Source organism: Allobosea sp., assembly GCF_035999205.1.
Taxonomy (GTDB): domain Bacteria; phylum Pseudomonadota; class Alphaproteobacteria; order Rhizobiales; family Beijerinckiaceae; genus Allobosea.
Genome location: NZ_DASYHA010000026.1, coordinates 1 through 12,903, shown reverse-complemented (window position 1 = coordinate 12,903; position 12,903 = coordinate 1). Strand labels below are relative to the sequence as shown.

Here is a 12,903-nt window from a genome sequence, read left to right as displayed (position 1 = left end):
CGCATCGGCTGCCTGTCGCCATCGTGAGGATGGCGACACGGGCCGTCTGTCTCGACCATAGGTCCGCAGGGGACCAGCGGCCTAATAGACAGTTCCTATGCGACGAATAGGTGCCGTCTCGGGCCGGGCAGACTCAGGCCAGATGACAGGCGACGATGGCTCCGCCGATGGGCCGCAATGCGGGCGCCTCGACGCGGCAGGTCTCGATGGCGTTCGGGCAGCGCGGATGGAAGGCGCAGCCCGGCGGCGGCGCAATCGGGCTCGGCACCTCGCCCGACATCGGCTTGCGGTTGCGGTTGGGCCGCTCGACATCGGGGATCGTGTCGAGCAGCAGCCGCGTATAGGGATGCCGCGCCTGGCTGAAGACCTCTTCCGCCGAACCGCTCTCGACGAAGCGGCCGAGATACATGATCGCGATCTGGTCCGACATGTGACGGACGACCGACAGGTTGTGGCTGATGAAGAGATAGGTCAGCCCGAGCTCCTTCTGCAGCTTGACCATCAGGTTCAGCACCTGCGCCTGCACGGAGACATCGAGCGCGGAGGTCGGCTCGTCGCAGACGAGGAAATCGGCCTCCGTGGCGAGCGCGCGCGCAATCGAGATGCGCTGGCGTTGACCGCCGGAGAAGGCGTGCGGATAGCGCTGCGCATCGGCCCGCGACAGGCCGACGATCTCGAGCAGGTCGCCAACGCGCTCCTGCGTCGCGGCGGCATCGGGGCGAAGCTTCAATTCGCGGATCGGCTCGGCGATGATGTCGCCCACACGCCAGCGCGGATTGAGGCTGGCATAGGGGTCCTGGAAGATCATCTGCACGCGCGGCGGTCCGACCGTGCCGTCCGCCCGCCGGATGTCGTGGAAGCGCAACGATCCCTCGGTCGGCCGCTGCAAACCCACGACCATGCGCGCCAGTGTCGATTTCCCGCAGCCGGACTCGCCAACGATGCTGAAAGTCGTGCCGCGCTCGACCGTGAACGACACATCCTCGACCGCGCGCAGGATGCGGCGCGGCTGGCGCGACAGCAGCCGCGTCAGCGCCGGCGCCGAGACATCGAAGCGACATGAGGCGGCGGAGACGGTCAGGATCGGGGAGCGTTCGCCTCGCAGGTCCTCATCCCGAGCAGCGCCGCCAGATGCGCCTCGAGCGATGCCTGCCGAGGCTCCGGAACCTCCTGAAGCATTCTTCGGGACGCCGCTGCGCAGCTCCTCAGGACGAGGGCTGTCGGTCGATGCGGCCATCTGCTCACGCATGTGCAGCCTCCATCAGCGGGAAATGGCATGCGGCGGCGTGTGCCCCTTGCGGCAGGCCGGGCTTGTGCTCGCGGCAGAAGGACTGGGCCCGTCCGCAGCGCGGATTGAAGGCGCACCCCGCCGGAATGGCGTTGAGGCGCGGCATCGCGCCGTCGATCTGGTTGAGCTGCGCGTGGCGGGCATGGACGCTCGGGATCGAGGCCATCAGCCCGGCCGTATAGGGATGGCGCGGCCGGCGAGTCACCTCCTCGACCGGCCCAATCTCGACGATGCGCCCGGCATACATCACAGCGACGCGGTCTGCCGTTTCCGCGATGACGCCCATGTCGTGGGTCACCAGCATAATCGCGGTGCTGTGCTCGCGGCAGAGGCGCTTCAGCAATGTCGTGATCTGCGCCTGGATCGAGACGTCGAGCGCAGTCGTCGGCTCATCCGCGATGATCAGCTTCGGCTCGGCGCAGAGTGCGAGCGCGATCACGACGCGCTGGCGCATGCCCCCGGAGAACTGGTGCGGATACTGGTCAATCCTGGTCTCGGCGGCTGGGATGCCGACCTCCTTGAGCAGCGACAGCGCCCGCGCCCGCGCCTCGGCTGCGGACACCGGCAGATGCGTCGTGATCGTCTCGACCAATTGTTCGCCGACTGTCAGCAGCGGATGCAGCGAGGTCAGCGGATCCTGGAAGATCGCCCCGATCCGGCGCCCGCGCAGCCGGCGCATCTGTTCCGGCGGCAGATTGTCGATGCGCTGACCGTCGAGCCGGATCTCGCCGCCGCTGATCCGGCCGGGCGGATCGAGCAGGCCGATGACCGCCGTGCCGGTCAGCGACTTGCCTGCCCCCGACTCGCCGACGACGCCGAGGATCTCGCCGGGCGCGATGTCGAAGGAGACGCCGTCCAGCGCCGTCAGCGGCCCATGGCGGCCGTCGAAGACGATGCGCAGGTCGCGCACGGAGAGAAGCGGCGCGGCCTCGGTCATGCCCCTGCCCTCTCGACCGGGTAGCTCGACGAGAAGATCTCGCTCTCAGGCGGATGCCCGAGTGTCCGTTCGGGGTAGCGCGCCATCACGCCTTCAAACTGCTTCTGCGCGCGGGCATTGTCGGACGCCTCGTCGATGCCGGGAATGACGCGCTCCTCCATCACGAAGCGTCCATCGATGATGACCGTCGAAAAGTCGCGGCCATGGCCGGTCAGCAGCATGGTCTGGATCGGGTCGATGACCTGCCCGAGATGAGGCCGGTCGAGGTCGAACACCGTGATGTCCGCCCGCGCGCCTGGCTCCAAACGGCCGAGATCGGTGCGTCCGAGCGCATCGGCACCGCCAACCGTCGCGGCATCATAGTAATTTTCGGAGCGAACCGCACCCACGCTGCCGGCCATCGTGCGGGCCAGGATCATCCCGACCTGCAGGTTCATGATCATGTCGGGAGGGCTCGTATCCGTGCCCATGCCGATCTTCAGCCCCATCTCGCGATAGCGGCCGAAATGATCGATCGCGTTGCCATGCCTGCCTGAGACCAGCGGACAATGCACGATCGCCGCCCCTGCATCGCGAATGATCTCGAGGTCGCGCCCAGGGCGATCGACAAGGCGACTGCCGGAGACGACCGTGCCATGCGGCAACAGGCTGCGCTCGCTCAGGAAGCCGAGGCTAGCCAGCCATTCCGGCGGGCTCATCCCGTGCTGGGCGAGCACGAGATCGTATTCGATCTTCGACTGGCAGCAATGCAGCCGGACCGGCACGTCGAGCTCGCGCACGGCCGCGGCGGTGCGACGCAACAGCTCGGCCGTCGAGGTCTCTATCCGGTCGGGTGCGAACATGCCCCGGATCAGCCCACCGGCCGCACCATCATGGCGCTTGGCGAAATCGATGGCTGCGTCGAGTTCCGCAAGCCCGCGCGCCTCGTCATAATGGGTGACGATGCGCCCATCGGCCTCGACCAGCTGGTTCCCGGTGCGATAGGCCGGACCGAGATAGGCACGGATACCGAGCGAAGCGGCAGCTTCCGCCGCATCCTCGAACTCCTGCACCGTCTCGCCCCAGGCGCGATAGAACAGCGAGGCGATTGGCAAGGCAGTCGTGATGCCGTTGCGGATCAGCGTCGCGAAGGCATGCTTCTTCTGGAAGGCCAGTTCCTCGCGCGAATACATCTCATAGGGGCCAGCTTCGAGGTAGCTGCGCGGCCAGACGCGGCCCTTCTTCCACGCCGGCTGGTTGTCATAGGCCAGGATCGTCGTGTCGAGGTCGGAGAGCGCGTCGAGATCGACGAAACCCGGCCCGATCAGGGCGTTGCCATAGTCGATCCGCCTCGCCACCTCGCCGGGAAAGCCGTGGCCGACGAAGATCACCACCCCGTCCTCGAAGACGATCTCGCCATTCTCGTAGAGGCGATGTCGCCCCCGCGCGTGGCCGACCAGCCAGCGCGCCGTCAGCAGGATACGCCCCTCGGAGCGTTTGGCCGGTTGCAGGCTCATGGGGCCGTCCTGATCGAGACGCCGTCGCGGGCGACAATCTTGCCACGCTTGACGACGCGACGCTTGGGCGAGCGGGTCACGATCGCCTCCGCCACTGTCTCGCCGGGTAGGATCACGAAATCGGCGTTGCTTCCCTCACTGACGCCGTAGCCCGCGATCTCCATCACCTTCGCGCCTTCCGTGGTGCAGACGTCGAGCGCAAGCCGCAGCTCGTCATCGCGGCGCAGATTGTTGCGCAGGCCGACGAACATGGCTCGTTCCAGCATGTCGGCATTGCCATAGGGGCCCCAGGTGTCGCGGATGCCGTCATTGCCCGAGCAGACCCGCACGCCGGCGGCGAGCAGCTTCTTCACCGGCGGCGCCGGGCGGCTCGCCGGGCCCGTCGTCATGATCGCGATGTCGAGCTCGACGAGCTGCTCGATAAGCGGATCGACCAGCGCCGGATCGGCGCCGAGGCTGAAGGCATGGCTGATCGTGACCTTGCCCTGCATGCCGAGCGCGCGTGTCCGCTCGCAGATCAGTTCGGACGAGAAGATGCCCATCTCACCTGGCTCGTGCAGGTGGACGTCGAGCGGCTTGCCGTAGCGCTGGCAGAGCTCGAAGACCGCGTCGAGATGGCCCTTCGGATCGCGATCGATTGCACAGGGATCGAGGCCGCCAACGACCTCGCAGCCGGCCTTCATCGCCTGGTCCATCAGCTCCAGGGTGCCAGGTCGGCGCAGCAGCCCCGACTGCGGGAAGGCAACCAGCTCGATGTCGATGATGTCGCGATAGCCGTCGCGCGTCGCCATCACGCCCTCGACGCCCCAGAGCCCATGCTCGGTGTCGACATCGACATGGCTGCGGATATGGGTCGAGCCCATCAGCGAGGACTGGATCGACTGCCGGGCTGACTGGCGGGCCGGATCGATGTTTAGCCGCTTCTTGTTCTCACGCTCGTTGTCGATCTTGTCGAGCAGCCTGGGGCCGACCTCGTTCTTGTACCAGGGCAGGCCCCACAGGCTCTTGTCGAGATGGGTATGCGCCTCGACGAGGCCGGGGATGACGATCTCACCGCGCCCGTCCTCGACCGCGACGCCGGCCGGCGCCTCGATACCGGCCGCGATCCGTACGATCTTGCCGTTCTCGATCAGCATGTCGACCGCAGGGCCGGCATAGGGGCGGACGTTCTTCAGCAGCAGGGAGGCGGTCATCGCAGGCGTTTCCTCTTGGCGTTTCTTGTCAGCGGAGTTTCGGGTTCAGCGCGTCGCGCAGCCAGTCGCCGAGCAGGTTCACGCTCAGCACGATCAGCCCGAGTTGCAGCGACGGGAACACCACCAGCCACCAGGAGCCGGAGAACAGGTACTGGTTGCCGATGCGGATCAGCGTACCCAGCGAGGGCTGGGTGATCGGCATGCCGACGCCGAGGAAGGACAGCGTCGCCTCCGACAGGATGGCGAGGCCGAGATTGAGCGTGGCGGCGACCATCACCGGCGTTAGCGTGTTCGGCAGGATGTGCCGCGCCATGATCCTGACTGCCGAAACCTTGATGATGCGCGCCGCCAGCACATACTCCTTGCGCCGCTCGACCATGGTGGAGGCGCGCACGGTGCGGGCATACTGGACCCAGTTCGTCAGCGAGATCGACATCACAAGCACGACGGCGGCAAAGGGCTCGCGCAGGGCCGGCGGCAGCAATTCGCGAAAGATCGCCGAAACCAGGATCGCCATCAGCAGCGTCGGGATCGACAGCACGGTGTCGCCGAGCCGCATCAGGAGATTGTCGATGCGCCCGCCATGGAATCCGGCGATCAGCCCGATCGTGACGCCGAGCGTCATCGAGACGATGACGGCGGCGAACCCGATAATCAGCGAGACCCTGGTGCCGTAGAGGATGGCCGAGAGTACGTCGCGGCCCTGCGGATCGGTGCCGAGCAGGAAGGGCCACTCGCCATCCGCCGACCAGATCGGCGGGATCTCGGCCTTGTCGATGAAGATCTGCGAGAGATCATGCGGGTTCTGCGGCGCGATCAGCGGGCAGAACAGCGCGCTCAGGATCAGCAGTGCCAGCACCAGCGCAGACAGCCAGGCGGCCGGCGTGCGCCGGAAGCTCCAGCCGATATCGCTGTCGAGGAAGCGGGCGAGCGGCAAGCGGCGTTGCACCTTCTCAGCGGTCCGGGTCTTCTCAGCGAGCATTGGCGGCTCCCGACAGCGCATCCTCGCGCAGGCGCGGATCGACATAGGCGTAGGTCAGGTCGACCAGCGTGTTGAGCGAAACGAAGATGAAGGAAACGACGATCAGATAGGCCGCCATCACCGGGATATCGACGAAGGTCACGGCCTGCACGAAGAGCAGCCCCATGCCGGGCCACTGGAACACCGTCTCTGTGACCAGAGCGAAGGCGATGAGGTTGCCGATCTGGAGCCCTGTGACCGTGATCACCGGCATCAGGCAGTTGCGCAGCGCGTGGCGGAAGTTGACGGCCCGCGCCGTGAGGCCGCGCGCCCGTGCGAAGCGGATGAAGTCGGTCCGCATCGTCTCCAGCATCTCGGCCCGCACCAGCCGCATCACCAGCGTGATCTGGAACAGCGAGAGGGTCACGCCGGGCAGGATCAGCGCCCTGCGGCCCGAGGGTGTCAGAAACCCGGTGCTCCACCAGCCGATCTGCACCGTCTCGCCGCGCCCGAACGCCGGCAGCCATTGCAGCGTCACCGAGAAGACCAGGATGAACAGGATGCCGAGCGCGAAGCTCGGCAGCGAGACGCCCAGTACCGAGACGAACTGCAGCGCCTTGGCGAGCAGGCTGTCGCGCCGGATCGCCGTGTAGACGCCGAGCGGGATGCCGACCGCCAGGGACAGGAAGGTCGCGACCAGCACGAGCTCGAACGTCGCCGGGAAGCGCTCCGCGATCAGCGTGAACACCTCCTGCTGGTTGCGATAGGAGATGCCGAAATCGCCGCGCAGCGCGTTGCCGACGAATGTCAGGAACTGAATGACGAAGCCCTTGTCGAGCCCGAGCCTCGCGCGCAGCTCGTCGCGCTGCGCCTGGCTCGCCTGCTCGTTCAGCATCAGCTCGACCGGATCGCCGACGAAGCGGAAGATCAGGAAGGCGATGAACGCCACCGCGAGCATGACGCCGGCCGCGTTCAGGAGTCGCTTGAGAAGGAAGGCCGGCATGGGATGGGCTCCGGTGGCGGCATCATTCTCGGGCTTCGCAAAGCGAAGGCCCGAGAATCTCAGGGCAAGAAGGCGCAGGTGTCCGAGATGGTCGGGTCAAGCCCGACCATGACGTTGCGCCCGCCTCACTTCATCGTCGTCAGCCAAAGCCGCGGCTTGTTGTCCGAGGCCTGCACGGTGTTCGCGACCGTCGAGCGCATCGCCCAGGCCATCGGCTGCTGGTGCAGCGGCACGAACAGGTGCTCGGCCTTGGCGATCTTCAGCGCTTCCTTCATCATCGCGATGCGCTTGGGCGTGTCGAGCTCGACGCCGGCCTTGTCGACCAGCGCGTCGATGCGCGGATCGCCCCAATTGCCCCAGTTGAACACGCCGCCCGTGCCGCTCTTCGAACGCAGCACCTGCACCAGCAGGGAGTAGGCGTCGATCATCGGCTCGTTGGCCCAGCCGAACGAGATGACGTCGAAATCGCCCTTGACGCGCTTCGGCGCCTGCTGGCTGCGCGGCGCCAGGCTCAGATTGGGCTTCAACCCGGCGCGCGACCACATCGAAGCGACCGCCTGGCAGAACTCCTCCTCATTGACGAGCGAGTCGCTCTGGCAGTTCATCTGGAAGGAGAAGCCGTTCGGATAGCCGGCCGCCGCGAGGAGCTTCTTGGCGCCGTCGAGATCGAAGGGCAGGCGCTCATCCTGCGATGGCTCGTAGCCGGGAATAGCCGGCGCGACGAGCGCGCCCGTGTTGCGCGAGAGGCCGCGCATCGCCCGCTTCTGCACCGCGTCGATGTCGATCGCGCGATAGAGCGCCTCGCGGACGCGGATGTCCTTGAGCGGGTTCTTGTCCTTCACGTCGCTCTCGAACAGCGTGTCCTTGAGATTGAAGGCGAAGAACACCGAGCGCAGTTCGTTGGTCTGCAGCACCTTGACCTCGGGCGAGGCCGTCAGCCGCGGCAGGTCCTGCAGCGGCGCCACATTGGTGAAGTCGATCTCGCCGGACAGCAGCGCCGCGACGCGGGTCGAGGCGGAGGTGATCGGCGTGAACTCGATCTTGTCGATGTTGTGCTGCGGCTTGTCCCACCACGCCGGATTCTTGACGTAGACGGTCTTGGAGTCGGCGCGGCGGCTCTCGACCGAGAACGGCCCAGTGCCGTTGGCGTTGTCGGTGGCGTAACCCTTGACGCCTTTGCCGGAATCCGTCGGCAGCAGGCTGTTGTTGGCCTCCATCCACTCCTTGTCGAAGATGAAGATGTTGGTCAGGTCGTTGAGCAGCAGCGGATAGGGACCGTTGACCTCGATCTCGACCGTGAAGTCGTCGACCTTCTTGGAGGATTTGTAGGCCGGCAGGTTGCCCTTCAGCGGCGAGGTCTCGTGCGTCACGCGCTCCAGCGATGCGATGACATCGTCGGCGGTGAACGGGTTGCCGTTGTGGAACTTCACGCCCTGGCGCAGCTTGAAGCGCCACACCGTCGGCGACACCGTCTCCCAGCTCTCGGCCAGCGCCGGCTCGATCTTCAGGTCGCCGGTGTACCGCACCAGCCCCTCATAGACGTGGTTGAGTACGGAGAGCGTGAAAGTCTCGCCGAAGGAATAGGGATCGAGCGAGGCGATCTCGCGCGCCGCGCCCCATTTCAGGGTCTTCGCCTCCGCCACGCCGGTCAGCGCCATCGCGGCTACCGCCGCCAGCAACCAGTTCTTGCGCGTCAGGCGGCTCTTACGTGTCGGGCCCGGCTTCATCATCGCTATCTCCCCTGCGAGACCGGAGGCGGCATCAGTGGCGCCTTCGCGGATTTCCATTGTGTGCTGCTGCATTTCGCGCCCCTCTGGCGACTTTTTTGGCAAGCTGTGTGCGATTGATAATCAAGACTGCATGCGATTGATTGACGGTATTGTATGCGATAATTGAAGACAAGCGGAAAACTGGAGCGGAGTCGAAACCCGTGACATGGAGTGAGCCCCGAACGGCTGAACCAGAGAAAAAACGGGCCAAGATGTCGGCAAAGATGACGGAACCCCGCCAACCCGGCCTGCGTGCGCAGTCCGTCTACAAGGCCCTGCGCCGCGCCATCATCGAGCAGGCGCTGAAGCCCGGGATGAAGCTTCCGGAGGATTCGATCGGCGAACAGCTCGGCGTCAGCCGCACGCTGGTGCGCGAAGCCTTCGGCCGCCTCGCCATCGAGGGGCTGGTCGAGCTGAAGCCGAATCGCGGGGCTTCGGTCGCCTACCCGACCCTTGAGGAGGCGCGCGACGTCTTCGACGTCCGTCGCGGGCTGGAGCGCATGGTCGCCGAGACATTGGCGGGCAACCTCACCGCCGCCCAGGCTGCCGAGCTCGAGGCCCATGTCCGGCTGGAGGAAAAGGCCCACGAGCAGGACGGGCCGGAATCGATTCGCCTCTCCGGCGAATTTCACATCAAGCTCGCCGAGATGACCGGCAATGCCCTCCTGCTGCGCTATGTTCAGGAGGCGTCGTCGCGCTGCTCGCTGATCCTCGCGATCTATGGCCGTCCGCACTCTTCCGAATGTGCCGTCTCCGAACACCGCCAGTTGATCGATGCGCTACGTGCCGGCGACGCCGCGCGCGCCGCGCATCTCATGGACCATCATCTCCAGGCCGTGGTGACGCGGGCCCTGCTGACGCCGCGCGGCGAGCGCGACATTCGCGAAGTGCTCGCGCCCTATGCCCTCAGCGAAGGATTGACACCCCCGTGACCGACGCACCGACCATGACAGCCCCGGCGGGCGAGAAGTCCAAGATCGTGACCTTCGACTTCGCCAGCCTCACCCCGCGCGAGCGCTACAAGCTCCTGATCGGCGCTGTCGTCCCGCGCCCGATCGCGCTGGTGACGACGGTCGATGCCAATGGCATCGTCAACGCCGCGCCCTTCAGCTTCTTCAACTGCCTCTCGGCCGATCCCGCCATCCTCGCGCTCGGCGTCGAGTATCGTCCGACCGGCGCGCAGAAGGATACCGGCCGCAATGTCCGCGAATCCCTCGCCTTCACCGTCAACATCGTCTCCGATGCGCTGGTCGAGGGCATGAATATCTGCGCGACCCCGTTCGAGCCGGGGATGGACGAACTGGCGGCGGCCGGCCTGACGGCGTTGCCCGGCGTCAAGGTGCCCTGCCCCTGGATCGGCGAGGCTCCGGCCGCCTTCGAATGCCGCCACCACACGACGCTCGGCATCGGCAATTCGCGCGAGATCATCCTCGGCGAAGTCGTCTACGCGCATTTCCGGGCGGACACCGTCGATACCGGCAACCTCCATGTCGACCCCGCTGCGCTCGACGCGATCGGCCGCATGGGCGGACACGGCTATACGACAACGCGGGACTATTTCGACCTGCCGACCATGTCGGTCGCGACATTCGCAGCCGATCCCGCAGCAGCCAACCGGCGGCGCTAGCTCCGGGTCACGCCACTTCGTCGGTGGCGTCGGTCAGCACATAGCCCGGCAGCCGCGAGATGACCCCGGCGACCGGGCGCAGATGCTCGTCGAGCACGGCGCGGGCGCGAAGCTCGTCATGAGCGCGCAAGGCGGCGATGAAGTCGCGGTGCTCGCGACGGATGCGCTCGATCCGACCGGGATCGGCCGCCAGAGCGCGCATCGCGACGCGCTGCTGGCGCGCACCCAGCGACTGGTAGACCTCCGACAGGACGTCGTTGCCGAGCGCACGGACCATCACGAAATGGAACTCGCGATTGAGCTCGACCCGGGCGAAATGGTCGCCGTGACCGATCTCGTCGAGACGGTCGAGAATCTCTTCCATGCTTGCTGGTAGCGCGATCTTCTCGCGGCAGATCCGGGCGATCGCGTAGCCCTCGATCATCCGGCGCGTCTCGTAGAGGTCGGCGAGTTCCTGCGCCGTGACCTGCCGTACCAGCGCGCCCCGACGCGGCAACAGATCGATGAAGCGCTCGGCCTCCAGCCGGTGGAAGGCTTCCCGCACCGGCGTGCGCGAAACGCCCATGGCGGAGGAGATCTCTTCCTCCTCGATGAACGAGCCACCGGCGAAGACGCCGCGCAGAATTTGCTCGCGAACATAGGCGTAGACGCGCTCCCGCGCCGGGCGCCCCTCGGCTTCCTGTGCCGGCAGCGGTGTCACGACATTCACTTTTTGCGACCTCCGCACGACTGCGCTCGCCGTTTAGTCTAGGCGCTTCCCGCGTCGACAGCAAAAATCCATCGCGTATACGTGACGCATGACGCTTATGCGCCTGAGGACTGGCACCCGGACGCAAATGGCGCTCTTCTTGCCAGAACGGGGACGCCGGACAGACGCGAGAAGCGCACCGGCGAACGAAGACAGCGAGGAGAAAGCCATGACGATCTCACGCCGCACTGTGCTCGGAGCCGGCCTGGCCGCACCGTTCGCGACCCTACCGATTATTTCCGGACCTGCCCGCGCGCAACGCGCCAACGGCATCCTGCGCTACGGGCTGTCCGCCTTCCCGCCGAACCTGCAGCCCTGGGTCTCGACCGGCGCCTCCGCCGGCACCGTGAAGATGCTGATCCATCGCAGCCTCGTCGCCTACGGGTCGAATGGCGAGCTGCGCGGTGAGCTGGCCACCTCCTGGTCGCTCGATGGCGACGGCGCCTGGGTCTTCAAGCTCCGGCCCGGCTGCGTCTTTCACAATGGCGACCCTGTCACCGCCGACGATGTGAAGTGGTCGATCGAACAGATCGCCAGCGAGAAGTCGACCGCCTATATGCGGGCGCAGTTCCAGAGCGTGGAGCGCGTCGAGATCCCCGACCCGGCCACGATCCGCATCGTCACGAAGACGCCGCAGGCCACGCTGCCGAGCTGGTTTGCCAACTACAACACCTTCATCCTGTCGCGGAAGTCGACCCCGACCGAATTCATCGGAGCCGGCCCCTTCCGGCTTGTCGGCCAGGAGCGCGGCTCCTCGGTCGAGATCGCCGCCTTCGACAAGTTCTACAAGCCCGGCTTCCCGAAGCTGAAGGGCATCAAGTTCGTCGTCTATGCCGACGAGAACCTGCGCAACGCCGCACTGCAATCCGGCGATGTCGACATGATCGAATACGTGCCCTGGCAATCGATGGCGGCGGTCGAGGCCGATCCGCGCCTGAAATTGACGACCCAGGAAGGGCCGTTCATGGACGTGCTTTTCAACGGCACCAAGCCGCCGTTCAACGATCCTCGCGTGCGCCGCGCCGTCGCCCATGCCGTCAAGCGCGACGATATCGTCAAGGTCGCCTTCTTCGGCCGCGGCAAGCCGCTCGAAGGCGTCCCGATCGTTGAGGGTACGCCCTGGTGGGACAAGGAACTCGCTCATGGCTGGAACTACGACCCCGCCCGCTCCAAGGCGCTGCTGACCGAGGCCGGCTACGCGAACGGCTTCCAGACCACCCTGCTCGCCACGGCGCAGTTCGGGATGCACAAGGATACCGCGGAGATCGTGCAACAATACCTCGCTGCGATCGGCATCCAGTGCGAACTGCAGCTCCCCGATTGGTCGACCCGCGTCGCACGCGGCTCGAAGGGGCAGTACGACATCGCGATCCATGGCGTCTCGTCGGACAACAACGATCCTGACGGCCTGACCGTGGTGCTCGACACCTCGCTCTCGCCTGCCCATGGCCGCTCCTTCCAGGTCGCGGCGCCGCGCACCATCGCCGCGCTGGCCAAGGGCCGCGCCGAATTCGACCAGGCCAAGCGCGTCGAGATCTACAAGGAGATGCAGCGCGCCGCCCTCGAGGAGGTGCCGCTCGTCGGCCTCGCCTGGCGTTCGCAGGGCTACGGCATGGACAAGAGCGTGATGGGTTTCACCAACCTGCCTGGCGCGCTTTCGAACTCCTCCGGCAACATGCTCGAAGAGACCTATTTCGGATGAGCGCGGCCTGGCTTGCGCGCAAGCTGGCGACGGTGATCGGCCTCGCCTGGCTCGTCGCGACGATCGTCTTCCTGGCGCTGCACATGGTGCCGGGCGACCCGGCGGAGCTTCTGCTCTCGACCGGCGGCGTCTCGCCCGATCCGGCCTCCGTGGCCGAGCTGCGCGAGAAGCTCGGCCTC

At 66.3% G+C, this 12,903-nt stretch carries 11 protein-coding genes and 1 pseudogene; 4 read left to right on the top strand and 8 right to left on the bottom strand.

Annotation, left to right across the window (positions count from 1 at the left end; translation table 11 throughout):
* Positions 1 to 133 precede the first annotated feature (133 nt).
* The 7 genes from VGN82_RS21955 to VGN82_RS21925 all read right to left on the bottom strand — a co-directional run bounded on the left by VGN82_RS21955 (position 134) and on the right by VGN82_RS21925 (position 8,605).
* Complete coding sequence (locus VGN82_RS21955) at positions 134 to 1,249, bottom strand: ABC transporter ATP-binding protein (protein ID WP_327529212.1); 1,116 nt, start codon at positions 1,247 to 1,249, stop codon at positions 134 to 136.
* A complete protein-coding gene (locus VGN82_RS21950; protein ID WP_327529211.1) occupies positions 1,242 to 2,225 on the bottom strand; it encodes an ABC transporter ATP-binding protein in 984 nt (327 codons plus the stop codon). Before VGN82_RS21950 ends, VGN82_RS21955 begins: the two co-directional genes overlap by 8 nt.
* Positions 2,222 to 3,721 (bottom strand): amidohydrolase family protein, encoded by a 1,500-nt coding sequence (locus tag VGN82_RS21945; RefSeq protein WP_327529210.1) that lies wholly within the window; start codon positions 3,719 to 3,721, stop codon positions 2,222 to 2,224. Before VGN82_RS21945 ends, VGN82_RS21950 begins: the two co-directional genes overlap by 4 nt.
* Positions 3,718 to 4,914, bottom strand: a complete 1,197-nt coding sequence (locus VGN82_RS21940) for an amidohydrolase family protein (protein WP_327529209.1) — start codon at positions 4,912 to 4,914, stop codon at positions 3,718 to 3,720. Before VGN82_RS21940 ends, VGN82_RS21945 begins: the two co-directional genes overlap by 4 nt.
* A gap of 28 nt (positions 4,915 to 4,942) precedes the next feature.
* Positions 4,943 to 5,896, bottom strand: coding sequence for an ABC transporter permease (locus tag VGN82_RS21935; RefSeq protein ID WP_327529208.1), 954 nt, complete (start codon positions 5,894 to 5,896; stop codon positions 4,943 to 4,945).
* Positions 5,886 to 6,878, bottom strand: coding sequence for an ABC transporter permease (locus VGN82_RS21930; RefSeq protein WP_327529207.1), 993 nt, complete (start codon positions 6,876 to 6,878; stop codon positions 5,886 to 5,888). The genes VGN82_RS21935 and VGN82_RS21930 overlap by 11 nt, the downstream gene beginning before the upstream one ends.
* 125 nt (positions 6,879 to 7,003) lie before the next feature.
* Positions 7,004 to 8,605, bottom strand: a complete 1,602-nt coding sequence (locus tag VGN82_RS21925; RefSeq protein ID WP_414644394.1) for an ABC transporter substrate-binding protein — start codon at positions 8,603 to 8,605, stop codon at positions 7,004 to 7,006.
* A 266-nt stretch (positions 8,606 to 8,871) separates the two neighbouring features.
* Between VGN82_RS21925 and VGN82_RS21920 the strand changes: the two genes are divergently transcribed.
* Both VGN82_RS21920 and VGN82_RS21915 read left to right on the top strand, forming a co-directional pair.
* A complete protein-coding gene (locus VGN82_RS21920) occupies positions 8,872 to 9,579 on the top strand; it encodes a GntR family transcriptional regulator (protein ID WP_327529206.1) in 708 nt (235 codons plus the stop codon).
* Between the two features lie 14 nt (positions 9,580 to 9,593).
* A complete protein-coding gene (locus VGN82_RS21915) occupies positions 9,594 to 10,274 on the top strand; it encodes a flavin reductase family protein (RefSeq protein WP_327529920.1) in 681 nt (226 codons plus the stop codon).
* 7 nt (positions 10,275 to 10,281) lie between these two features.
* Here VGN82_RS21915 and VGN82_RS21910 read toward each other — a convergent pair whose 3' ends face one another.
* Positions 10,282 to 10,983, bottom strand: a complete 702-nt coding sequence (locus tag VGN82_RS21910) for a GntR family transcriptional regulator (RefSeq protein ID WP_327529205.1) — start codon at positions 10,981 to 10,983, stop codon at positions 10,282 to 10,284.
* Positions 10,984 to 11,191: 208 nt separating this feature from the next.
* On the opposite strand from VGN82_RS21910, the gene VGN82_RS21905 reads away from it, so the two are divergent.
* On the top strand, positions 11,192 to 12,724 hold the full coding sequence (locus VGN82_RS21905; RefSeq protein WP_327529204.1) for an ABC transporter substrate-binding protein: 1,533 nt from the start codon (positions 11,192 to 11,194) through the stop codon (positions 12,722 to 12,724).
* A pseudogene (locus VGN82_RS21900) lies at positions 12,721 to 12,903 on the top strand (glutathione ABC transporter permease GsiC); the annotation flags it as partial. The gene VGN82_RS21905 and the pseudogene VGN82_RS21900, both read left to right, overlap by 4 nt.

Excerpts from the sequence above, each read along its gene's own strand:
- VGN82_RS21955 (WP_327529212.1), bottom strand. The coding sequence starts at position 1,249 with ATGCGTGAGCAGATGGCCGCATCGACCGACAGCCCTCGTCCTGAGGAG.
- VGN82_RS21950 (WP_327529211.1), bottom strand. The coding sequence starts at position 2,225 with ATGACCGAGGCCGCGCCGCTTCTCTCCGTGCGCGACCTGCGCATCGTC.
- VGN82_RS21945 (WP_327529210.1), bottom strand. The coding sequence starts at position 3,721 with ATGAGCCTGCAACCGGCCAAACGCTCCGAGGGGCGTATCCTGCTGACG.
- VGN82_RS21940 (WP_327529209.1), bottom strand. The coding sequence starts at position 4,914 with ATGACCGCCTCCCTGCTGCTGAAGAACGTCCGCCCCTATGCCGGCCCT.
- VGN82_RS21935 (WP_327529208.1), bottom strand. The coding sequence starts at position 5,896 with ATGCTCGCTGAGAAGACCCGGACCGCTGAGAAGGTGCAACGCCGCTTG.
- VGN82_RS21930 (WP_327529207.1), bottom strand. The coding sequence starts at position 6,878 with ATGCCGGCCTTCCTTCTCAAGCGACTCCTGAACGCGGCCGGCGTCATG.
- VGN82_RS21925 (WP_414644394.1), bottom strand. The coding sequence starts at position 8,605 with ATGAAGCCGGGCCCGACACGTAAGAGCCGCCTGACGCGCAAGAACTGG.
- VGN82_RS21920 (WP_327529206.1), top strand. The coding sequence starts at position 8,872 with ATGACGGAACCCCGCCAACCCGGCCTGCGTGCGCAGTCCGTCTACAAG.
- VGN82_RS21915 (WP_327529920.1), top strand. The coding sequence starts at position 9,594 with ATGACAGCCCCGGCGGGCGAGAAGTCCAAGATCGTGACCTTCGACTTC.
- VGN82_RS21905 (WP_327529204.1), top strand. The coding sequence starts at position 11,192 with ATGACGATCTCACGCCGCACTGTGCTCGGAGCCGGCCTGGCCGCACCG.